This window comes from Methyloligella solikamskensis, from assembly GCF_042676065.1.
GTDB classification, from domain to species: Bacteria; Pseudomonadota; Alphaproteobacteria; order Rhizobiales; family Methyloligellaceae; genus Methyloligella; species Methyloligella solikamskensis.
On the sequence record NZ_JBHTJO010000001.1, the window covers coordinates 1,417,023 to 1,439,449 of the forward strand.

Sequence of the window (22,427 nt, forward strand, 5' to 3'; positions counted from 1 at the left end):
GGCGGCGAACTATAGCAGCGCAGTCCTGGACCGTCCTCCGGAGGCGGCGGGACGTTCGGTACGTAGACGATGTCCGAGCCTGACGGCCGAAAGGGCAGGGAGTCCAAGAGCGGTCGCGCAAAAAAAGGGGCCGCTCGATTGAGCGGCCCTTAAGTTTGCAGGGTGGGGATCGGGAAACGATCAGAAGCGCCAGGTGAACTGGCCCTTCACACCGTTATCCGTGACCCCGTCGCCGAATTGGCCGATATACGAGACACCGGCTTCCGTGTTTTCGCCCAGGGCGAAATCCATTCCGAGATCGAGCAGGGCGGTATCCTCCGCCAGGACCACGCCGTTCACGCCGAAGCCGAGGCCCGTGCTCTGGAAGACCAGATTGGCGTTGGTATCGAGATCGCTGAAGGCGTGCTGCCAGGCGATCGAGGCCCGCGGCGTCACCAGCCAGCCATCCCAATCCATGGTCACGGCAGCGCGCATGCCCAAGGTGGAGTAGCCGGTGTCCTGGCTGTTGCCGTTGCTGCGCAGCCCGGCGAGCGCGCCGCTTTCGCGGAAGCCGTCCGTATCCACCGAGACATAAGCCAGGCCTGCGAAAGGCTCGAAGGCGATGTCGTTCTGATAGACCGGGTAGGCAACCTCGCCGAAGACCTGCGAGCTGTGGCCGTTATAGTCCGCCTTCTCCTTCTCGTAGAAGCCGGGGAAGGCCGCCAGACGGGTGGTCTCGATGCCGTGCCAGGCATACATGGCGCCACTGCGCAGGGCGAAGCTGCCCATCATGCCACCGAGATAGCCGCCGAGATTGTAGCTCTCGACCTCCGCGGTGCTGTAGCGCGCGCTTGCGCTCAGATCCGAGAAGGAGGCGCCCGTCGCGATACCGGCCCGCCATCCGCCGCCGATATCCGCATCGAAGCCGGAGACGAAGCCGCCGAGATTGCGATCGATAGAAGCCGCGTTCCGGTTGCCTGAGAAGTCGCCCCAGGAACCGTAGCCTTGGGTCCAGAAGGTGACCGGCTGGGGCTGGTTGGCCGGCGCGAGGTATTGCGGAGCGCTGTAGCCGTTATAGCCGTAATCGTAGGTCGGCTGAGCGGCTGGTCCCGACATGGTGGCAATGCGCGGCCCGCCGATGCCCAGCGGTCCGATGCCGCCATTGCGGGTGTAGTAGCCCGCCTGCATCAGACGTCCCATGATCGCATCGCGCACGAAGCGGGCGTCGTTGGCGATCACGCCGACAGTGCTGGCGTGGATCTCGCCGGACAGGTTGTCGAACGCCATGCGGGCGCCTTCCGCCGTCTGGAACAGCACGTTCAGGAAGAGCTCGTTGTCGGTCGGGAAGCCATCCAGGGTCTGCGCCACGTTGCACTGGTTGGAGGTTTTGGCGACCGAGCAGAAGCTCACATAGGTGGTGCCGCCGCCGCCGCCGCCGCCACCACCGGAGCCACCGCCACCAGGAGGCAGGCCACCAGTGCCGCCACCACCGCCGCCGCCGCCGCCGCCGCCGGCAGGCGTGGTCGAGGTGGTGCGCTCGAGCGTCAGCTCGACATCGTTGCCGGTGCCGCCATTGTAATTCACGCTCGGCGTCAGGAAGGCGTAGTTGGTCTTCACCGTGCCGAACTTGCCGACAATGGCGTCGCTTCCATCGTTGTCGATGACCTTGTAGGTCGTGCTGCCGGTGTAGCCCGAGCCCTGTGCCAGGACATTCATGGTCGAACCGGTCAGATCCACGGTGCCGACGACCACGATCATGTCGCTGTTGCCGGCGGAATCGACGTTGACGTTATAGGTTGAGTTCGAATCCAGCAGGAAGTTGCCGTTTACCCGCATGGTGCCGATGGACGAGCCGCCCGGCGCGATGGTGCCGCCGAGCACGGAGACCGCGCCAACCGAACCGATGCCGGAAAGGGTGCCGCCGCTGTTCACGCGAACATCGGACGTGATCGAGCCGTTCACCGTCAGGGTGCCGTCATCGACGGTCGTGTCGCCGGTATAGGTGTTGGTTCCGCTCAGAATCGTTTCACCCGCGCCGGACTTGACGAGGGAGCCGCGGTTGGAGCCGTTACCCGTGTCGTCGCCGATACCGTCGTTGATGGTCTGGGTGTCACCGCTGCCGGGCGCGAACTCGACCGTTGAATTCTGGAGGAAAATGCCGGTTGCCAGCGCCAGGCCGTCTTCGCCTCCGCCAGTGCCGGAGCCGCCGGTGACCTGGCCGCCGCTCATGGTGCCGCTACCACGGACGATCAGGGTGCCGCCTTCGCGCACGAAGACCGCGCCGCCGAAGGCCGCGCCGCCACCGCCGCCCGTTGTGGAGCCGTCGCCGCCACCGAAGCCGCCGGCACCGGACGCCGAACCGGTCTCGGAGGAGCCGCCGCCGCCGCCGAAGCCGCCATCGCCGCCTCGGCCGGAGGACGCACCGCCGCCGCCGCCGCCAAAGCCGCCGTCGCCGGCAGGATTCTCTTCCTGGCCGCCGCCGCCGCCGAAGTCGCCGCCATTGCCGGCTGCGCTGAGGACGTCACCGCCGCCGCCGCCGCCAAAATAGCCACCGATGCCGCCGGCAGCGTCGTCGCCGCCACCGCCACCGCCGCCACCGACGATGCCTGCGGCCGAGCCGCCATTGCCGCCGCTTCCGCCGGTGCCGCCGCCGCCGCCGCCGCCGCCGAAGCCTTGGCTCGTCTGGCCGTCTTGGCCTGTATCGCCGCCGTCGCCGCCTTCTGCGCTGGCGCCTGCACCACCGTCGGTGCCGCTGCCGCTATTGCCGTTCACAGTGAGACCGCCGCCTTCGCCGCCGCCTTGGGCCGCGTCGCCGCCGTCGCCGAAGAAGCCGCCTCCGCCGCCGCCGCCTTCGGACAGGAGCGCGTTGCCGCCGTCGCCGAGGGCACCGCCGCCACCGCCGCCGGCATCGCCGCCGCCGTTGCCGCCGTCGCCATAAAGGCCGCCGCCGCCGCTTTCGGTGTTGGCGCCGGCATTACCGCCGAGGCCGCCGCCGCCGATGCCGGGCGCGGTACTACCTGCGCCGCCGGTCGCGGAATTGCTTGAAAAATTGACCATATCCAGGATGACGGTCGTGTTCTGATCGACCAACAGGCCGCCGCCCGCACCCATGCCGCCGCCGGAGCCGTTGCCGCCGATGCCGGCACCGTTCGCGATATTGAGTTCGCTGATGGTGACCGTGGGGCCGCCGCCCGTGGTGGGGGAGGAGGACGACACGAAGAACGGCCGATACTGATCGTTGCCGTCGATCGTGAAGCCGTTGCCGTTGATGGTCAGGCTTCGCCCGTCATCCAGCACGACCGGCGCCACGTTGCCGGACATGGTGAAGGAGCTGGTGATATTGATGGTGTGGCTGCTGGAGCGGTCAAGCGCGATGGCCTGCATCGCGTTATAGAAGCTGGTTTGGCTGTCGACCGTGAAAGTGGCGGATGCCGCCGGGTCGGGACTAAAAAGAAGTCCGAGGCCGCCGGAAACACCATAAACAAAAGCCGCCGGCATACCGTGCCGACGGAACACATTATTACTCATCCCTCTTACGCCCTACTCAATCGCATCCGAATACGCAGATGCGTGCACTTCGTGGTGCCTCCCAATCGCGCTCTATTGGCACGGGCGTGGTCGCGCAGTTCTTGTGTGGCGTGTGGCCTTGCGCTTATTTCAACCCCTCGGTGCGAAGCTAGGGTCTGCCTAACTCGTTAAGGGATCGTTGCTTTCATCCAGTTTGATTTAGCTTTTCAGTTAAGCTGCTGAAAATTTTAGATAAAAGCTAATTGGCGATCGCGCAGCACGAGCCGGCCACCTATCAGGTAGGGGACACGGTTCGGGCTTAATCGGATTGTGGGTGGAATGGTGGGCGGTACTGGACTTGAACCAGTGACCCCTGCGATGTGAACACAGTGCTCTACCAGCTGAGCTAACCGCCCTCGGGTCTTGGATGTGCGGATTTAGCGAGCGAGGCTCACCCAAGTCAAGCAGGGGCTGAGAGAATTGCTGAGGCTTTCTCCGCCAGGCCTGCTTTTTTCGCTATTGAGCTTCCGCTATTGGACCGCAGCGCGGGCTTCCGCAAGGGTAGCGTCGGCGGCGGCCGTATCGCCATCGGCGCATTCGGCATCGGCACGATCGAGAAGCTCATAGACCCGGTCGGTGGTCGCTTCGCTCAAAGTGCCGCTCTGCATGACGTCGGCGAGGGCGTTCTCCGTCTCGGTGACCTGCTGGGTGCAGGGATCTTCCAGCTGCTCCATCCCCATCTCACCGTTCATGCCGTCTTCCATCATGCCGCCGTCCGTCGACCCGTCCTCCATGGACCCGTCGTCCATCATCTCGCCCTGGGGCATGTCGCCGGACTCCCCAGGCATCGTCATGCCGGGCATCTCCATGCTGTCCTGAGCCTGGGCGGCGCCGGCGAGCAAAAGCACAAGACCAACCATGGTCAGCGAAAACCGTGTCATCCCTCGATACTCCAAAGCAGCGGTCCGGCGCGTCTTCCGGCCAGGACCGATTGGTTATTCCGCAGCAGCGGTGAGGTTGATTTCAACTGCGGCAAATTTACGGCTTCATGACGGAGTGCCGAAGGGCGGATTGACCGGGTCTTCGGAGGTCAGGAGCTGGTGCAGAACGGGCAGCAGATCGGCATAGCCGTCGATCAGCGCTTCCGGGGCCGTGGCGGCCAGGGAGTCCGCCGGTCCATAGCCGAACCGCACGCCGATGGCCGGGATGCCGGCGGCTTTCGCGGTGCGGATGTCCACGTCGCTGTCGCCGATCATCACGGCGCGCTGCGGATCGCCGCCTGCCGCGGCGATGGTTTCGGTCAGATGCAGCGGATCGGGCTTCGATGCGGCGAAGGTGTCCCGACCGGCAATGCTCGCGAACCGGTCCGCCATCTCCAGGCTGCGCAGAAGCTGCAGCGCCAGCTGCTCTCGCTTGTTGGTGCAGACGGCAAGGATCGCGCCGGCGGTCTGCAGCTCGTCCAAAGTCTCAAGCATGCCGGGGAAGGGGACGCTCTCCACAGCGATATTCGTTTCGTAGTGGTCGAGGAAATCCGCCAGCATCGCGTCGATCCGGTCTTCAGTGCGGTGCTCGTTCGGCGCATCCACCTGGTGCAGCCCTTCGGCGATCATGGCGCGCGCCCCAAAAGCGACCGACGCCCGTACCGCCTCGCCCTGGACGGCAGGGAAGCCGCAGGCCTGAAGCGCCCGGTTCAGGGCGTTGGTGAGATCGGGCGCGGTGTCGACCAGGGTGCCGTCGAGGTCGAAAACGATGGTGGTTCCGGCGAGGGGGGAGGAACTCAAGAGGGCCTCATCTTCTAACGAAAAACTGTTGTTTCTGGCCCGTGGCGCCGATCGCGCCTGCTTGCTCAAATAGAAGGCAGGCCTGGTCCGGGCTTTTTCCCACCCTTGCAGGGCTTCAGGGGTCAGTCTAGAGATTGCGGCCAATGGCGTTTATTCGCACGACCCATCCGTTTCTTCAAAACTTCCTGGGGGCGTCTTTGCGTCTTGGGGTGCGTGTGCGGCTCTAAGACCGCGAGAGGTAGTATCATCTGATGACAAGCGTAGCGGCCGTCGCGTCGGAAACCGAAGACCGAGATTCTCTGATTGGGCGCTGGAGCGACCGGATGCGGGAGTACCGCGACCGGGTGCCGTTCGAGCCGCAATCCAATCCCGTCAAACAGCTTGCGCTGGATCTGTCCCGTGCGCTGGAAAGCGGCGACCTGACCCGCGAAGACATGGAAGCGGTCGCAAAGGAGCTGAGCGACCGGGCACTTGTGGGCCGTGCGAAGAACACGGTCCGCTATCTGGGCGACAAGAAGGTCGACCAGCTCTCGGAGATTCTGCGCAAGCAGATCTACGAGTCCGCCTTCAAGAAGGGCGAGCAGATTTCCTTCGCCAAGTTCCGGAACCGGTGGGAGACGCCGCGGGACGGAATCGTCTTCACCGCGCACCCCACCTTCGCCATCCCCTACGGCTTGCGCGAGATCCTGGTGCAGATGATCGACACGGAGTCGTTCGACGATCCGGGCTTGCGCGAGGCGATGAAGCCGTTCCGGCACGCGCCGGAGCCGGACATCAGCCTGAGCATGGAGCACGAGCAGGTTCAGAAGGTGCTGGAAAACGCCCAGGAAGCCTCTGGCCGCCTGATCGACATCATCCTGTCCGTGGCGCGGGAGCTCTATCCGAACGAGTGGCACAAGATGCGGCCGCGGCCCATCCAGCTGAACAGCTGGGTCGGCTACGACCTCGACGGGCGGACCGACATCCAGTGGTACGACTGCTTGCGCATCCGTCTCGACGAGAAGCGCATCCAGATCGGCCGCGATATCGACTGGATCAAGGCGATCGGATCGGAGCTCGATGCGGAATCAGAAGCCTGCAAGGAGCTCATGAAGCTCCTCCGCGTATTCGAGAAGGAGCTAAAGGCGGTCGACCGTCAGGTGGAGCTGTTCAATCGCGATCTCGACGATCCGGCGCAGCTGACCAAGGCGGCGAACGAGCTGACCAAGCGTTCGGCGCGCTCCCGCAAGAGCGTCATTGCGCGGGCTGACCGCTGGCTGACCCGTGCCATCGACAAGGAGACCGACGACGATATCCAGCAGAAGCTGGTCCGCCTGCGGGCGCAGATCGTGGGGTGCGGTCTCGGCACGGCGCGCATCCATCTGCGCCTCAACGCCCAGCAGCTTCACAACGCCATCCGTAAGCCCATGGGGCTTGAAGGCAATGTCGATGTGACGAGCCATGTGCTGCTCGGCCGGCTGGATCGGATGGTTCAGGATGCGGAGGAGGAGCAGGTCAATTTCGGCACGCTGTTCGTTGAGCGGGCGACCGCTGTGCGCCAGTTCATCGTGGCGGCCCAGATCCTCAAGCATGTGGATCCGGATGCGCCGATCCGTCTGCTGATCGCGGAGACGGAATCGCCCTTTACCGTTCTGGCAGCGCTCTATTTCGCCAAGCTGTTCGGCGTCGACGGCATGCTCGACATCTCACCGCTCTTCGAGACGGTGGATGCGTTCGAGCACGGGGCGCGCATCATCGAGTCCCTGCTTGAGACCGATAGCTACCGCCAGGAGATCAAGACCCGGGGGCGGCTCGCCGTGCAGAACGGCTTCTCAGATTCAGGCCGCTTCATGGGGCAGATTCCGGCCGGCATCGCCATCGAGCGCCTGCAAGGCCAGGTCGCCGACGTGGTCGCCAATGCGGGACTCGGCAAGATCGAGTTCCTGATCTTCGACACTCATGGCGAATCCATGGGCCGTGGCGGTCATCCGCGCAGCCTGACCGATCGCTTCCTCTACACGCTGTCGCCCTGGGCGCAGCAGAAGGTGGAGTCCCACGGGCTCGGCCTGCACCACGAATCGAGCTTCCAGGGCGGCGACGGCTTCGTGCTGTTCGGCACGCCGGATCTCGCTTTCCGGGTGCTGGCCCATGCCATGATCGCGCCGAGCGAGGCGGCGCCGGTTGCCGACGACAAGTTCTATTCGGATTCCGATTTCATCCGGGATTTCTACGAGGGCGTGCGGCAGTATCAGATCCGCGTCTATGACGACGAGAACTACCGCCATTCGCTGGCGGCCTTCGGCACCAACTTCCTGGTGAAGCCGGGCTCGCGGAAGACGAAGCGGCAATACGATGCGGCGAAGGGTGCGCGTAATCCGGCCTCCGAGGTCCGGGCGATTCCCCACAACTCGCTGCTGCAGCAGTTTGGCATGGCGCTCAACGTGGTCAACGGTGTTGCGACCGCCATGCGTCACGAGCCCGACCGCTTCGTGCAGATCTATCGACAGTCGCCGCGCATGCAGCAGCTGATCGCCATGGTCGGCCACGCCAAGAAGCTTTCCAGCATCAAGACCCTGGTGGCCTATTCGTCGGTGTTCGACGATGCCTTCTGGGTGACGCGGCCTTACGGTCACCAGGAGCTGCATGTGAAGGAGGCCTGCCTCTATCTGGCGGATCTCCTGCGCGACGACCGGCGTCACGACGCGATGATGCATCTGGCGAGCTTCCTGCGGAAGGACGCCATCTATCTCGACGACACGTTCGACGACGTGAATCTCGAGTCCCGGCCGAACTGGGAAGACGGACGGCTGGAGCTCGACGTGCTGCAGGCGGTCCGGCTGGCGCTGATCCAGCACATCTTCCTGCTGGCGGCGCGGGTCCCGCGCTTCTCCACGCGAAACGACATCGCCCGCGATCAGATCATCGGCCTTATCCTGTCGCTCCGGGTGGAAGAAGCGGTGCAGCTGCTGCGCGAAGCGTTTCCGAAAGACGTGCCGGAGGTGACGGAGTATACGCTCGACGAGCCTGCCACATATACCGGCTACGAAGGCAGCGACTATGCGGAGATCAACCGTGCGCTGATTGATCCGATTGTCGAGACCTATCGGGTCGTGCTGGAGATCGGCGTGGGCGTGACCCACCATTTCGGCGCATACGGTTGATGTGAAGCACCACTAGGATCGAGACGTTATGAAGCTGCAAGATCACGAGCTGCTCAAGGAGCAGTGCCGCATCGGGGACTCCTGGTGCGGAACCCCCACCATGGAAGTCACCAACCCGGCTAACGGGGCGGTGATCGCCAAGGTCCCCAAACTCGGCGCGGCGGAAACCAAGCAGGCCATCGAGGCGGCGGATGCGGCCTTGCCGGCCTGGCGGGGCATGCTCGCCAAGGAACGGGCGCAGATCCTGCGGCGCTGGTTCGATCTGCAGATGACCCACCAGGAAGACCTGGCGGCGATCATGACGGCGGAGCAGGGCAAGCCCCTCTCCGAAGCCAGGGGCGAGGTCGGCTACGCCGCCTCCTTCACCGAGCTGTTCGCCGAGGAGGCGAAGCGGGTCTATGGCGAGATCATCCCTACGCCCAAGCAGGGCGCGCGGGTTCTGGTGGAGCGCCAGCCCATCGGGGTGGTCGGCGCCATCACGCCGTGGAATTTCCCGCTCGCCATGATCACCCGGAAGGTTTCGCCGGCGCTGGCTGCCGGCTGCACGGTGGTCTGCAAGCCTGCTGAAGATACGCCGCTTTCGGCGCTTGCATTGATGGAGCTTGCGATCCGCGCCGGCGTGCCGCCTGGCGTGCTCAACATCGTGACGGGTGATCCGAAGGCAATCGGCGGGGAGCTGACCTCGAACCCGACCGTGCGGATGATCACCTTCACCGGCTCCACCGAGGTGGGAAAGCTGCTCATGGAGCAGTCCGCCCGGACGGTGAAGAAGATGAGCCTGGAGCTCGGCGGCAACGCACCCTTGATCGTGTTCGACGATGCCGATCTGGAGCGGGCCGTGGCCGGCGCGCTCGCCTCGAAGTTCCGCAACATGGGCCAGACTTGCGTCTGCGCCAATCGCCTCCTCGTGCAGGACGGCATCTACGACCGCTTCGCCGAGCGGCTCGCCGAAGAGGTCGAGAAATTCAAACTGGGCGAGGGAACGCAAGACGGTGTCGACCAGGGCCCGCTGATCAACGAAGCCGGGCTCAAGAAGGTCGAGACCCATGTGGCCGATGCGGTTGAGAAGGGCGCGGAGATCAAGACCGGCGGCAAGCGCAGTCAGCTCGGCGGCACGTTCTTCGAGCCGACGGTGCTGACGGGGGCGACCACGGAGATGCTGCTCGCCAACGAGGAGACCTTCGGCCCCGTTGCCGCGCTCTTCCGCTTCACCGAGGAAGAAGAAGCAATCCGAATCGCCAATGACACGCCCTATGGCTTGGCCTCATATTTCTTCACCCGCGATCTGGCCCGCGCCTTCCGGGTCTCCGAAGCGCTGGAGGCCGGCATCGTGGGCGTCAACGAAGGGCTGACCTCCAGCGAGACGGTGCCCTTCGGCGGCGTCAAGGAATCGGGGATCGGCCGGGAAGGCTCGCATCATGGGATCGACGAGTTCGTCGAGATGAAATACATCCTTATGGGCGGGTTGGAGAGCTAAGAGTCGGCGGCTAGTCTGCCGACGCAGATATCGAAGACCCAGCCACGGGGAATGCGGTGCTGACGGCGGACCAACTGAAGGAAAAGGCGGCTCTTCGGGCGCTTGAGCTGGTGCGCGACGGCATGCGGCTCGGGCTCGGCACCGGCTCCACGGCGGCGCATTTCGTCAAAGGGCTTGGCGCACGTGTCGCTGAGGGCCTCAACGTGCTCTGCGTGCCGACCTCCGAAGAGACCCGCGAGCTCGCCGAGAGCCTGGGTATCCCGCTCTCCACCCTGGATGAAATTCCACAACTCGATCTGACCGTCGACGGCGCCGACGAGCTGGACGACCAGCTCCGCCTCATCAAGGGCGGCGGCGGCGCGCTGCTGATCGAGAAGATCGTCGCGACCGCCTCAAAATCCATGGTGGTGATCGCCGACGATACCAAGGAAGTCGAGCAGCTCGGCGCCTTTCCGTTGCCGGTCGAGGTCGTGCCGGTGGGCTTGCGCGCCACCCAGGCGCTGATCCAGGGCATGGCCAGCGAGGCTGGGTGCGAAGGCGAGATCAAGCTGCGGATCGGCAAGGGCGGCGAGCCGTTCTACACCGATCAGAACAATCTCATTCTCGACTGCCATTTCGGCAGCATCCCCGAACCCGAGGTCCTGCATTTCGCGATCAAGCGTTTGCCGGGCGTCGTGGAGGTCGGGTTGTTTCTGGGAATAGCGGATGCCGCGATCGTTGCGGGGCAGGAGGGGCTAAAGGTTTTGCGTTCAGCCACTTGGGAGGAAAAACTATGATCAATATGACCCGAAAAATCCTGGTCCTCATGCTTGCCCTGGGGATGCTCTCGGTCGGCGGCTCTCCTGCGTTCGCGCAAGATGCCGGCGACGGCGCAAGCGACGAGAAAGCCGCTCTGGCGCGGGAATATCTGGAGCTCACCCATCAGCTTGCCAGCGCCGAGGCCATCGCCATGGCGGTCGGCTCTCAGATCATCCGGCAGCGTCCGGAGAGCAAGCTCGATGTGGAGGATGCGGCCGAGGCCGTGGCGCCGAAATTCGAAGACGAGGTCGACGAGATGAACGACCAGGTCGTGGCGGTCTACACGAAGCGCTTCACGGCCGACGAACTCCAGACCATGGTGGACTTCCACAAGGAGTTCAACGCCTCGCCCGCCGGCCAGAAGCTGCAGGCGCAGAACGAGGAGATCGGCAGGGAGATGGCTGAGATCAGCCGCCTGCGCGGCGTGGTGATCGGCGGCGAAATCTACCGCGCGCTGGTGGACGAGCTGAGCGCACGGGAACAACCGGTGGAGAGCCCTGAATGAGCGCTGCGAAGCGAAGCTTCTTCGGAATCCTGGGCGGGCGGAAGCGCGCCAAATCCATGCCCCGGGAGGGCGGCGACGGCGATCCCGATCTCTTCAAGGGTGGGCGCAACATGGCGCTCAAACTGCCTGCCCATCAGTTCGAGGCGACCTTGCAGTTCTATCGCGATACGCTAGGGCTTCCGGTCAAGATGATGGCCGACGGCGTGCCGGTCGTGGAATACGGGCCGATCCGGCTTTGGCTGGATCGGTCGGAGACGGTGTCGCGCTCGGAGCTCTGGATGGAGATCGTGGCCAAGGATGCGGAGAAGGCCGACGCAGCGCTGGAAGCGGCGGGGGTGACCCGCTGCGACAATATCGAGCCGCTGCCCAAGGACTTCCGCGGTTTCTGGGTCATGAGCCCCGCCGACGTCGTGCATCTGGTCGCCGAACCCGGTCAGGATTCGAGCGAGGAGGATTAGTTTGGCGGAGTACGATTACGACCTGTTTGTCATCGGGGCAGGGTCCGGCGGCGTGCGTGCTGCGCGCATGGCCTCCGCCTACGGCGCGAAGGTCGCGATTTCCGAGGAGTACCGCGCCGGCGGCACCTGCGTGATCCGCGGTTGTGTGCCGAAAAAGCTTCTGGTCTACGGGTCCCGCTACACGAAAGAGCTGGAAGATGCGCCGGCCTTCGGCTGGACCATCGGCGACATTTCCTTCGACTGGCCAACGCTGATCGGCAATGTCGCGGCGGAAGTGGACCGACTGAACGGCGTCTATACCCGCATCCTGGAGCAGGCTGGCGTGACCACCATGCTCACCCGCGCCACGGTCGAAGATCCCCACACGGTCAAGCTCGCGGACCGGGATGAGCCGGTGACGGCGGAGCGCATTCTGGTCGCCACTGGCGGCCATCCCGTGTTTCCCGATATTCCGGGCAAGGAGCATTTCATCAGCTCCGACGATTGCTTCAAGCTGGAGGCGCTGCCTGAGAGCATGGCGATCCTGGGGGCCGGGTATATCGGGCTGGAGTTTGCCGCCATCTTCAGTGCGTTGGGCGTCAAGGTGACGGTGATCTATCGCGGCGATCAGATCCTGCGCGGGTTCGATAACGAGCTGCGCGATATCCTGGCGGAGTCCCTGCGTAAGCAGGGGATCGACATCCGGGTGGAGACCAACATCACGGAAATCGAGAAAGAGGACGGCGGCGTCCGCCTGCAGCTCACCACCGGCGACAGCATGAAGGTAGAGACGGTCATGGCCGCGACGGGCCGCGCGCCCAATACGGAAGGGCTGGGGCTTCAGAAAGCCGGCGTCGAGCTCGGCTGGAACGGCCATGTGGTGGTCGACGAATATTCCAAGACCTCCGTCGACAGCATCTATGCTGTGGGCGATGTCACGGACCGGGTCAACCTCACGCCTGTCGCCATTCGCGAGGCCACAGCCTTCGTGGATACGGTCTATTGCGACAATCCCACGGCCGTGGATTACTTGAACGTCCCAACCGCGGTGTTCACCACGCCGGAAGCGGCGATGGTTGGATGCACCGAGGAAGATGCGCGGGAACGCTGCCAGATCGATGTGTTCAAGACGTCGTTCCGGCCGATGAAATATTCCCTGCCGAAGGGCGACGAGAAGATGGTGGTGAAGCTGATCGTGGATGCGGAATCCGACAAGGTCGTGGGTTGCCATGTGCTGGGGCCCGACGCGGCGGAGATCGTCCAGACCGCCGCCATCGCCGTCACGAAGGGGCTCACCAAGGCCGATTTCGATCTCACCATGGCGCTTCATCCGACGGCGGCTGAAGAGCTCGTGACGCTCCGTCAAAAATACGAGCCTCCGCGAGAGGTGGCTGGCTCCGATGCGGCGGCTTGAGGACAAGGTCGCCCTCATCACCGGGGGCGCGGCGGGCATCGGCAAGGCGATTGCGGAGACCTTCGCGCGCGAGGGCGCCGAAGTCGTCATCGCCGACCGCAATGCCGAGGAGGGCGAGGCGGCGGCGGCGGCCATCGTCACCAAGAATGGTGCTGCGCTGGCGCAGCCGACCGACGTGGCCGACATCGCCCAGGTGAAGGCGCTGATGGACAAGGTCGCCGAGGTCTATGGGCGTCTCGATATTCTGGTCAACAATGCTGGCATCGGCGAGCGCTCCGATTTTCGCCATCTGGACGACGAGGCCTGGGACCGGGTGTGGCAGGTGAATGTTGACGGCACGGTGCGCTGCGCCCGCGAGGCCTTCGATCTCCTGCGCAAGTCGGGCAAGGCCTCGGTGATCAACATCTCGTCGCTCATGGCCAACAAACATACGCGGCAGATGTCGGCCTATTCGGCGAGCAAGGGGGCGATCTCCGCGCTTACCCGCAGCCTTGCGGTGGAGTACGCGCCCTACGGCATCCGGGTGAACCACTTGGCGCCGGGCTATATCGACACGGAGATGATCGGCCGGTTCACCGGCAACCCGCTGATCTCCAAGCTGCTGCTCGGCCAGACGCCGCTGAAGCGCTTCGGCGCGGCTCAGGATGTGGCGAATGCGGCGCTGTTCCTGGCCTCCGACGAGGCGGCCTATATCACCGGCGCCGGGCTTTCCGTCGACGGCGGCATGGCGGTGACGCTCTAGCCCCAGCTTTCTGGGAACGACACCGTCTCATCCCTGATCAGATCGACGACCCCTTGCAGGGCTTCTCTTTCGCCGGCGCCGGCCTCTTTCAAAGCAATGAAGCGCTCAAGCTGACGGTCCGCGCCCGTGCCGCGCTCCATGATCGTGCGGACATGCTTGATCTCGGAAGCGCAGCCAAGCTCCTCGGCGTCTTCCCGAATCAGCTCCAGCAGCTCTTCGATTAGCTCGGCGAAGGGGACCAGGCACCCCTTGCCGAAATCGACCAGGCCTTCTTCAGTGCCGTAACGCTGGGCGCGCCAGCGGTTCTCGCGGATCAGCACGGGCGGATAGCTGCGCCAGCGCTGATTCTGGCGGCGCAGGCGGTAGAGCATGCGGCAGACGCAGGCGAAGATCGCGGCGATGCAGATAGAGTCCTCAGCAAGAGGGCAGATATCGGTGATGCGCATCTCCAGAGTCGGAAAGCGGGCGCTTGGGCGGAGGTCCCACCAGATCTTGCTGGCGTCCTCGATCAGGCCGGCATTCACCAGCACATCCACGGTGCGCTTGTATTCGCCCCAGCTTGAGAACTGTTGAGGCACGCCGGTGCGTGGCAGCTCGTCCATCACTGAAAGCCGATAGGATTTGAGGCCGGTGGAGCGACCTTCCCAGAAGGGCGACGAGGTGGAGAGCGCCAGGAGGTGGGGCAGGAAATAGGCCGCCTGATTCATCAGGTCGACGCGAAGCTCCTCGTCCTCCATGCCGATATGGACATGCATGCCGCAGGTGAGCATGCGATGGGCGATCTGCTGCAGATCGTCGGCGAGGCTGAGATAGCGTTCCTTCTCGGTGGTTTTCTGCTGTTCCCACTCGGCGAAGGGATGGGTGGAGGCCGCGATGAGGCCCAGGCCGAATTCGTCGGCGATCCCCGCCACGGTGCGGCGGAGCCGGGCCACTTCGTCTCGCGCTTCCTGCATGGAACTGCAGACGGGGGTCGCGACCTCGATCTGAGCCCGCAGCAGCTCCGGGCTCACATGATTGCCCAGCGCCTCTTCGCATTTTTCGAGAAGCTCAGGCGGCGGAGAGGGTTCCAGGTCGCGGGTTTCGGGATTGACGAGGAGATATTCCTCTTCGATGCCGATGGTGAAGCTCGGTTTCTGCAAAGCGTTTCTCTCCTCCTCGTTCTTTCCCTTCCGACCAGGCTTTAGGCGAGGCCCCGCAGCAGATAGCCGACAACGAAGGCCACACTGGCGGCCAGCATGCCGACGGCGAAGGTCTCCAGGCCGGCACGCCACCAGGGCGTCGGCGACCAGCGGCTGCGCAGCGAGCCGATGGAGAAGAACACAACCCCGGTCATTATGGTTGCGACGAGGGTCTGTGCGCCACCGGGAAGCGCAAAGGGAATGATCGGCACGCTGCCGCAGACCACGAAGGCGAGAAAGGTGAAGGCCGCCGCCTTGATGGGAGAGCGGGTGATGGGCGGCAGGCCGTGCTCTTCGGTCATCATGATGTCGATCCAGCGCTCACGCTGATTGGCGATGGTCTCCACGGCATGGTGAAGCTCTTCGTCTTGAAAACCCATATTGCTCAGGATCTGACGCAGTTCCTCGCGCTCGCCTTCAGGGGCCACGCGGACATGGCGCTCCTCCATTTGGCGGGTGAAGCGGTATTCGTCGATCTCGGTCTGGGTGCTGGAATAGTTGCCGGCCGCCATGGAGAAACCGTCGGCCAAGAGGTTGGCGATGCCCAGCACCAGGACGACGCCGGCGGAGAGCTCCGCTCCGACCACGCCGGCCATGATGGCGAAGGTGGTGACCGCCCCGTCGATGCCGCCATAGACCAGGTCGCGGAGGTAGCTGGCCCGGGGCCCCCGCTTCAGCCTGGCCGCGATGGCTTTGGGGTCGTGGCTGTGCTCGAGCTTTTCGGCAATCATTGAAGGAATCCTAGGGGCTTCTTAGGCTTTCCTTGTGCACGGTCGAACTTGGCAGCGCAATTGCGCTTCGCCTAGCCTTGGCCTTCACAATCCCCTATATAGCGGGGACTTAAGAAGGAGTTTTCGAAGATGCAGTCGCGTTGGAGCCCCGAGAGCTGGCGCTCGAAGGAAATCGAGCAGGTGCCGGTCTATCCAGACCTTGCAGCACTCCAGGATGTGGAGCAGCAGCTTGCGAGCTTTCCGCCGCTGGTTTTTGCAGGCGAGGCGCGGGAGCTGAAGGCCGAGCTTGCGCGTGTGGCCAAGGGTGAGGCCTTCCTCATGCAGGGCGGCGATTGCGCCGAAAGCTTCGCCGAGCATGGCGCCGACACGATCCGCGACTTCTTCCGCGTCTTCCTGCAGATGGCGGTGGTGCTCACTTACGCGGGCGGTTGCCCGGTGGTGAAGCTCGGCCGGATTGCAGGCCAGTTCGCCAAGCCGCGCTCGTCCGACACCGAGACGCAGAACGGCGTGACGCTGCCGTCCTATCGCGGCGACATCATCAACGCGACCGAGTTCACCGAAGAGGCGCGCACGCCCGACCCGATGCGGCAGCTCATGGCCTACCGCCAGTCGGCAGCGACGCTGAACCTGCTGCGTGCTTTTGCCCAGGGCGGTTACGCAAATCTGGAGCATGTGCATCGCTGGAATCTCGGCTTCGTGGAAGGCAGCCCTGCCGGGCACCGCTATCACGAGCTGGCCGAGCAGATCACCGGTAGCTTGCGCTTCATGCGGGCGACGGGGCTCACGCCTGAGAACACGCCGCAGCTGCGGCGGACCAATCTCTATACGAGCCACGAAGCGCTGCTGCTCGGCTACGAGGAGGCGCTGACCCGGATCGATTCCACCTCCGGCGAATGGTACGCGACGTCGGGCCACTTCCTGTGGATCGGCGACCGCACGCGCCAGCCGGACAATGCGCATATCGAATACATGCGCGGCATCCGGAATCCGATCGGCCTGAAATGTGGACCGACCCTGACGCCGGATCAGCTGCTCGGCCTGATCGATCAGCTGAACCCGACGGACGAGGCGGGCCGGCTGACCCTGATCTGCCGCTTCGGTGCCGACGAGGTGGAGAAGCATCTGCCGGAGCTGATCCGCGCGGTGGAGCGCGAAGGCCGCACCGTGGCCTGGGTCTGCGATCCGATGCACGGCAACACGATCAAGGCGGGCAGCGGCTACAAGACCCGGCCCTTCGACCGCATCCTGAGCGAGGTGGAGAGCTTCTTCGATATCCACCGCGCCGAAGGCACGCACGCGGGCGGCATCCATGTGGAGATGACCGGGCGGAACGTCACCGAATGCGTCGGCGGCCGCAAGGCGATCACCGATGCGGACCTGTCGGACCGGTATCACACCCATTGCGATCCGCGGCTCAATGCCGATCAGTCGCTGGAGCTCGCCTTCATCGTGGCGGAGCGGCTGAAGCGGGAGCTGGAAGAGCGTGGCGTGAAGCCGGAGCCCCCGGAGGTTTCGCTTGCGGCCGGCGAGTAGGTATCCTGCCTCTTCGATCGCACATCTGACACGCGGCTGAGTTCGAATGCCCGAGGCCATCAAGGACAGCTTTGCTCTGGCGCTGGCACAGGGAAATCCCGTGCTCGGCGACATCCCAGGCAATCTCGCCAAGATCCGGGAGTTCCGCGCAGATGCGGCGGAGCAGGGCGCCGATCTGGTCGTGTTCTCCGAGCTGTTCCTGACCGGCTATCCGCTGGAAGATCTCGTGCTGAAGCCTGCGCTGCAGGAAGCGGCACGGGTCGCCTGTGAGGCGCTGGCCAAGGAGACCGAGGATGACGGGCCTGCGCTGCTGATCGGCTTACCGTGGGAAGAGAAGGGCCTCGTCTACAACGCCATGGCCTTGCTCGATAACGGCAAGGTCGAGACGGTCCGCTTCAAGTGCAATCTCCCCAATTACGGCGTGTTCGACGAGAAGCGCGTCTTTGCCGAAGGCCCGCTGCCGGGACCGATCAATTTCCGCGGCCTTCGCCTCGGCGTTCCGATCTGCGAGGACATCTGGAGCGAAGATGTCTGCGAGACGCTTGCGGAGACCGGCGCGGAGCTCTTCATCGTGCCGAACGGCTCGCCCTATTGGGCCGGCAAGCACGATCAGCGCATCCAGGTGGCCGCGGCGCGGATCGCAGAGAACGGCCTGCCACTGGCCTATCTCAATCAGGTGGGCGGCCAGGACGAGCTGGTCTTCGACGGCGCCTCCTTCGTACTCAACGCCGATAGCAGCCTTGCGGTGCAGATGCCCGATTGGGAAGAAGCCTGCACGGTCACGCGCTGGAAACGCGACGGCGAGGCCTGGGTTTGCGAGCAGGGGGAGCGGGCGGTTCTCGCCGAAGGCGAGACGGCCAAATACATCGCCTGCGTCACGGGCCTGCGGGATTACGTTGGGAAGAACGGCTTTCCCGGCGTCGTTCTCGGTCTTTCGGGCGGTATCGACTCGGCGATCTCGGCGGCCATGGCGGTCGATGCGCTGGGCGCCGACAAGGTCCATTGCGTGATGCTGCCCTATACCTACACCAGCTCCGAAAGCCTGGAGGACGCCAAGGCCTGCGCCGATGCGCTGGGGCTTCGCTACGACATTCTGCCGATCCATGACGCGGTCGACGGGATGACGAAAGCGCTGGAGCCGCTCTTCAAGGATACCGAGCCGGATATCACGGAAGAGAATCTCCAGAGCCGGGCGCGGGGTACGCTACTCATGGCGATCTCCAACAAGTTCGGCCCGATGGTGGTGACCACGGGCAACAAGTCGGAAGTCTCGGTGGGCTACGCCACTCTTTACGGCGACATGAATGGCGGCTTCAACCCGATCAAGGATCTCTACAAGACGGAGGTCTTCGCGCTCGCCCGCTACCGCAATCGTGAGCGGCCAAAGGGTTGCCTCGGGCCGGAAGGTGAGGTGATTCCGGAACGGATCATCACCAAGCCGCCGACGGCGGAGCTGAAGGCCGATCAGCGCGATCAGGATACGCTGCCCGATTACGAGGTGCTGGACGATATCCTAGAGTGTCTCGTGGAGCAGGAGATGCCGCTGAAGGAGATCGTCGCGCGGGGCCACGAGCCGGCCCTGGTGAAGAAGGTGGAGCGGATGCTCCATCTGGCAGAGTATAAGCGGCGGCAGGCGGCGCCCGGCGTTAAGCTGACGGCGAAGAATTTCGGCCGCGACCGCCGCTACCCGATCACCAACAAGTTCCGCGAGGAGCTGTGAGAAACCATCACATCTTTTCGTTATACGTGACCCCATGACTGTCACCGTCCGTTTCGCGCCGAGCCCCACGGGGCGGCTGCATGTCGGCAATATCCGCACGGCCCTGTTCAATTGGCTGTTCGCCAAGAAGCAGGACGGCCGGTTTTTGCTGCGGCTGGACGATACGGATCTCGCCCGCTCCACGGCGGAGTTCGCGACAGGGATCGAGGAGGATCTTCGCTGGCTCGGCCTGGAATGGGACGAGTTCGCCCGCCAGTCGGACCGGCTGGAGCATTACGACCGGGTGGTCGAAGAGCTGAAGGCTTCGGGCCGGCTCTATCCCGCCTACGACACGCCGGAAGAGCTGGAGCTCAAGCGCAAGCGTCAGCGCGCCCAAGGGAAGCCCCCGGTCTACGACCGCACGGCGCTGAAGCTGACGGATGAGGACAAGGCCGCGCTGGAAGCAGAAGGCCGCAAGCCCCATTGGCGTTTCAAGCTGGAGGAGCGGGTCGTCTCCTGGGACGATCTGGTGCGCGGGACCCAGGAGATCGATGCGGCCTCCCTGTCCGATCCGGTCCTGGTGCGGGAAGACGGCAGCTATCTCTACACGCTGCCCAGCGTCGTCGATGACGTCGATTTCGGCGTGACCCATGTGATTCGCGGCGAGGATCACGTCGCCAATACCGCAGCCCAGATCCAGATCTTCGAGGCACTCGGCGAGGCACCGCCGCGCTTTGGCCATCACAATCTTCTGGTCGGCGCGGAAGGGGAGGCGCTCTCCAAGCGGCTGGGCTCGCTATCCATCCAGGGCCTGCGGGAGGACGGGCTGGAACCCGCTTCCGTTACCAGCTACGCGACGCTGATCGGCACGGCGGAATCCGTTGCCGTTTATTCGGATCTGACATCGTTGGCTGACGTCTTTTCGCTTGAGAAGATCTCGCGGGCGCCAGCGCGGTTCGATCCGGCGGAGCTGCGCAATCTCAACGCCGCGCTGCTTCACGAGCTTCCTTACGAAACTGTGGCTGACCGGCTAGACGCGCTTGGCGTTTCGGGCGGTGAAGCGTTCTGGACGACCATTCGCGGCAATCTCGAAGTGCTGCCCGACGCTGCCGATTGGTGGCGGATGGTGAGCGAGCCGATCGATCCGGAGATGGCCGATGCCGCGCTCTGCCAGACGGCGGCGAAGCTTCTGCCGGACGAGCCCTGGGACGAAGAGGCGCTCGGCGAATGGCTGAGTGCCGTGAAGAACGAGACCGGCGCCAAGGGCAAGGCGCTGTTCCTGCCCATCCGTCTGGCGCTCACGGGGCGCGATCACGGGCCGGAGTTGAAGCCGCTTCTGGTGCTGATCGGGAAGACGCGGGCGACGGCGCGGCTGAACGGCGAGCGCGCCTAAAGACAGCCTCTTAGGAAGCGAGCCTCTGTCTCAAGCGCCTCGGCGCACAGACCTACTGCGTTTTGTTGATTGTCGAGCTTTGGCCCTGAGGCTGGCCTTGCGGTTGCAGCTGGGGCTGGATCTGCTGCGGCTCGTTGCTTTGCGGCTGCAGCTCCTGCGGCCCCACGGGATCCCAATTGCCACCTTCGTTCAGGATCGCTTCGGCCTCTTCGGCGCCGGGCGAAAGGTTCTCACCGCCGGCGTTCTGTCCGCCGTTCTCCGGCGGCAGGCTGGGCTCCATGGCATTGCCGCCCATGCCGTCGTCGAACTCGAAGTTTAGCTCCTCGGCGTTCGGCGCGTTCTCGTCGCCGAACGGCTGGACGTCGGCAGGCGCTCCGTTGGCTGGTGCGCCATCTGAAGGCGCGCCGCCCGCGGGCGCGGCCACGGTCGTGGTGTCGCCATCGACCGCCTCGCCTTCGGCCTTCTGGTTCGCCGCCTCGATATCCGTTGGATTGTATTCCGCTTCCTTGCAGGAGCAGCCCTTCACGTATTCCTGCCGGTATTTGAACGCGACGGGTAGATCGACATAGGGCTGGCCGTTCAGGGAGATCGCCTGCTCAATCTCCTGGCCGGGGTTCTGATAGACATAGAGCTCGGCCGGTGCTGCGCAGTTCTGCTGGCACTGATTGGCGTCGTGGCTGAAGCTGCTCGAATAGACCGAGTAGTTGATCGGATAATAGAACCCGTCACAGAGCCTGACGCAGACCGTCCGGTAGGGGACGTTGGACAGGATCTGGCGCGAGATGGGCGGTCCGCCGTAATCGTCGCGGTCGCGTCCGCCGAACCAGTCGAACAATCCGCCGCGGCGGTCGGCTTGCTGGCCACCGCAGCCGTTGCGGGCCAGCGCATCTTCCAGATCGCGGATAAGGCGCTGATCGCCGCGGCCGGACGCGATGGCCTTGCGGCGGTCCTGAAGCTGTTTCAGGCGGCGGCGGGAATCCTCCAGCCGGTCGTTCATGCTCAGGCAGCGGGGCGAACGCACCACGCCGCGGCCGAAAATGAAGAAGTTCTCGAAGCAGCCGGAATTCTCCATGGCCGATTCGGTGCCGCGATAGACGCGCTGGAGGCTGGCGATTTCCTGGTCGAGGCGCGGCAGCTCTCCGCGGCCGCCGCCGCCGGTCCTGGCGCTTTGCAGCTCCTGCTGAAGCTGCATGCAGCGAAGCTCATGATCGTTCATGGGCTGGGCAACCGCGACCACCCCCGCACCGGCGAGGGTGACGCCGGTGAAGGCGAGCAGGGCGGCGCGGGGACCGTTCAGGCTGGAAAAAACCTTACGTCCCGCGGCCAGGCCACGATGAAAAAAGCGAGAAGCGCTCACGGAATTCCACATGTCGAAGCAGCCAAGCGCCCGTATTCTAACGCTTCTTCGGGCGCTTTGGGCATGCGAACATTAAGCAGGCGTAGCTTTCGGGGTCAATGCGGCACGAATAAGGATTGGGACGCCTACGTTTTCCAGGGGGAGGCGGTTATACGGAGCGCAGTGATGTCTGTCCCCACGCCGAATCCCGCCCCGCGCCTGCAGGATAACGACCTCCTGCTTCGCCCCGCCGAAGAGGGGGACTGGCGCCGCCGGCTCGAACTCGGCCGGGTGCCCGAGATCGCGCGGATGTTCGCCGTACAGAGTGAGGACGCGCAGAAACCGCTGACGGAGGCGGAAGCGCGGCGCTGGGCCGAGCGCCTGGCGGCCAACCCCTACGGGTGGGTCGTCGAACATGAGGACCAGTTCCTGGGCGAGGCCTTCCTCAACAATGTCGACCTGACCGATGGCGATGCGCGGCTCGCGTGCGGCTTTTACGATTATGAGAAGCTGGGGAAGGGGCTAGGCCGGCGTGTCGTCGCTCTCGTGCTCGCCTATTGCTTCGAGCAGCTCCGTCTCCACCGCGTCGGCTTGCGGGTGATCGCCTATAACGAGCGTGCGATGCGCTGCTACCGGGCCTGCGGATTCAAAGAAGAGGGGCGCTTGCGGGAAGCGGTCTTCGTGGACGGGGAACGCACCGACGACATCCTCATGAGTATCCTGGCTTCCGAGTACGAGGCGCAGCGGCGCGGGAGCAGCGCGCCTTGACGCTGGGCG

17 protein-coding genes and 1 tRNA gene are annotated in these 22,427 nt (G+C 64.5%); 11 read left to right on the forward strand and 7 right to left on the reverse strand.

Annotated elements, in window-relative coordinates; translation table 11 throughout:
- Positions 1-180: 180 nt before the first annotated feature.
- From ACFQ2F_RS06910 to ACFQ2F_RS06925, 4 genes are all read right to left on the reverse strand, one after another.
- Positions 181-3,507 (reverse strand): autotransporter family protein, encoded by a 3,327-nt coding sequence (locus tag ACFQ2F_RS06910; RefSeq protein WP_379087678.1) that lies wholly within the window; start codon positions 3,505-3,507, stop codon positions 181-183.
- 319 nt (positions 3,508-3,826) lie between these two features.
- Positions 3,827-3,902 (reverse strand) — tRNA-Val (locus tag ACFQ2F_RS06915).
- Positions 3,903-4,016: 114 nt separating this feature from the next.
- The gene (locus tag ACFQ2F_RS06920) at positions 4,017-4,427 is read right to left on the reverse strand and encodes a hypothetical protein (protein ID WP_379087681.1); all 411 of its coding nucleotides are present in this window, start codon (positions 4,425-4,427) and stop codon (positions 4,017-4,019) included.
- Between the two features lie 105 nt (positions 4,428-4,532).
- Positions 4,533-5,267 carry an HAD family hydrolase gene (locus ACFQ2F_RS06925; RefSeq protein ID WP_379087684.1) on the reverse strand — a complete coding sequence of 245 codons (735 nt, stop codon included), beginning with the start codon at positions 5,265-5,267 and terminating at the stop codon, positions 4,533-4,535.
- Between the two features lie 251 nt (positions 5,268-5,518).
- Between ACFQ2F_RS06925 and ACFQ2F_RS06930 the strand changes: the two genes are divergently transcribed.
- The 7 genes from ACFQ2F_RS06930 to ACFQ2F_RS06960 are packed head-to-tail and all read left to right on the forward strand — an operon-like array spanning position 5,519 to position 13,780.
- Entirely contained in the window at positions 5,519-8,407 is a 2,889-nt protein-coding gene (locus tag ACFQ2F_RS06930; protein ID WP_379087687.1) for a phosphoenolpyruvate carboxylase, read from the forward strand.
- A gap of 28 nt (positions 8,408-8,435) precedes the next feature.
- On the forward strand, positions 8,436-9,884 hold the full coding sequence (locus ACFQ2F_RS06935; protein WP_379087690.1) for an NAD-dependent succinate-semialdehyde dehydrogenase: 1,449 nt from the start codon (positions 8,436-8,438) through the stop codon (positions 9,882-9,884).
- 59 nt (positions 9,885-9,943) lie between these two features.
- On the forward strand, positions 9,944-10,660 hold the full coding sequence (rpiA, locus tag ACFQ2F_RS06940; protein WP_379090624.1) for a ribose-5-phosphate isomerase RpiA: 717 nt from the start codon (positions 9,944-9,946) through the stop codon (positions 10,658-10,660).
- Positions 10,657-11,187 (forward strand): DUF2059 domain-containing protein, encoded by a 531-nt coding sequence (locus ACFQ2F_RS06945; RefSeq protein ID WP_379087693.1) that lies wholly within the window; start codon positions 10,657-10,659, stop codon positions 11,185-11,187. The genes rpiA and ACFQ2F_RS06945 overlap by 4 nt, the downstream gene beginning before the upstream one ends.
- Positions 11,184-11,645: a hypothetical protein gene (locus ACFQ2F_RS06950; protein ID WP_379087696.1), complete on the forward strand. Its 462-nt coding sequence runs from the start codon at positions 11,184-11,186 to the stop codon at positions 11,643-11,645. The genes ACFQ2F_RS06945 and ACFQ2F_RS06950 overlap by 4 nt, the downstream gene beginning before the upstream one ends.
- 1 nt (position 11,646) lies before the next feature.
- Positions 11,647-13,038, forward strand: coding sequence for a glutathione-disulfide reductase (gene gor, locus ACFQ2F_RS06955; protein WP_379087699.1), 1,392 nt, complete (start codon positions 11,647-11,649; stop codon positions 13,036-13,038).
- The gene (locus ACFQ2F_RS06960) at positions 13,025-13,780 is read left to right on the forward strand and encodes an SDR family NAD(P)-dependent oxidoreductase (RefSeq protein ID WP_379087702.1); all 756 of its coding nucleotides are present in this window, start codon (positions 13,025-13,027) and stop codon (positions 13,778-13,780) included. Before gor ends, ACFQ2F_RS06960 begins: the two co-directional genes overlap by 14 nt.
- Here the strand turns inward: ACFQ2F_RS06960 and ACFQ2F_RS06965 are convergent.
- Positions 13,777-14,919 (reverse strand): carboxylate-amine ligase, encoded by a 1,143-nt coding sequence (locus tag ACFQ2F_RS06965; protein ID WP_379087705.1) that lies wholly within the window; start codon positions 14,917-14,919, stop codon positions 13,777-13,779. The two genes, ACFQ2F_RS06960 and ACFQ2F_RS06965, sit on opposite strands and share 4 nt — an antisense overlap.
- A 41-nt stretch (positions 14,920-14,960) precedes the next feature.
- Positions 14,961-15,689 carry a VIT1/CCC1 transporter family protein gene (locus ACFQ2F_RS06970; RefSeq protein ID WP_379087708.1) on the reverse strand — a complete coding sequence of 243 codons (729 nt, stop codon included), beginning with the start codon at positions 15,687-15,689 and terminating at the stop codon, positions 14,961-14,963.
- A gap of 129 nt (positions 15,690-15,818) precedes the next feature.
- Here ACFQ2F_RS06970 and ACFQ2F_RS06975 point away from each other — a divergent pair, with 129 nt between their 5' ends.
- The 3 genes from ACFQ2F_RS06975 to gltX are packed head-to-tail and all read left to right on the forward strand — an operon-like array spanning position 15,819 to position 20,314.
- Positions 15,819-17,222 carry a class II 3-deoxy-7-phosphoheptulonate synthase gene (locus tag ACFQ2F_RS06975; protein WP_379087711.1) on the forward strand — a complete coding sequence of 468 codons (1,404 nt, stop codon included), beginning with the start codon at positions 15,819-15,821 and terminating at the stop codon, positions 17,220-17,222.
- A 46-nt stretch (positions 17,223-17,268) separates the two neighbouring features.
- Positions 17,269-18,942, forward strand: a complete 1,674-nt coding sequence (locus ACFQ2F_RS06980) for an NAD+ synthase (RefSeq protein ID WP_379087714.1) — start codon at positions 17,269-17,271, stop codon at positions 18,940-18,942.
- Positions 18,943-18,976: 34 nt separating this feature from the next.
- The gene (gene gltX / locus ACFQ2F_RS06985; RefSeq protein ID WP_379087716.1) at positions 18,977-20,314 is read left to right on the forward strand and encodes a glutamate--tRNA ligase; all 1,338 of its coding nucleotides are present in this window, start codon (positions 18,977-18,979) and stop codon (positions 20,312-20,314) included.
- A gap of 52 nt (positions 20,315-20,366) precedes the next feature.
- Here gltX and ACFQ2F_RS06990 read toward each other — a convergent pair whose 3' ends face one another.
- Positions 20,367-21,671 carry a DUF2865 domain-containing protein gene (locus ACFQ2F_RS06990; protein ID WP_379087719.1) on the reverse strand — a complete coding sequence of 435 codons (1,305 nt, stop codon included), beginning with the start codon at positions 21,669-21,671 and terminating at the stop codon, positions 20,367-20,369.
- 165 nt (positions 21,672-21,836) lie between these two features.
- Here ACFQ2F_RS06990 and ACFQ2F_RS06995 point away from each other — a divergent pair, with 165 nt between their 5' ends.
- Entirely contained in the window at positions 21,837-22,418 is a 582-nt protein-coding gene (locus ACFQ2F_RS06995; RefSeq protein ID WP_379087722.1) for a GNAT family N-acetyltransferase, read from the forward strand.
- Positions 22,419-22,427: the final 9 nt, after the last annotated feature.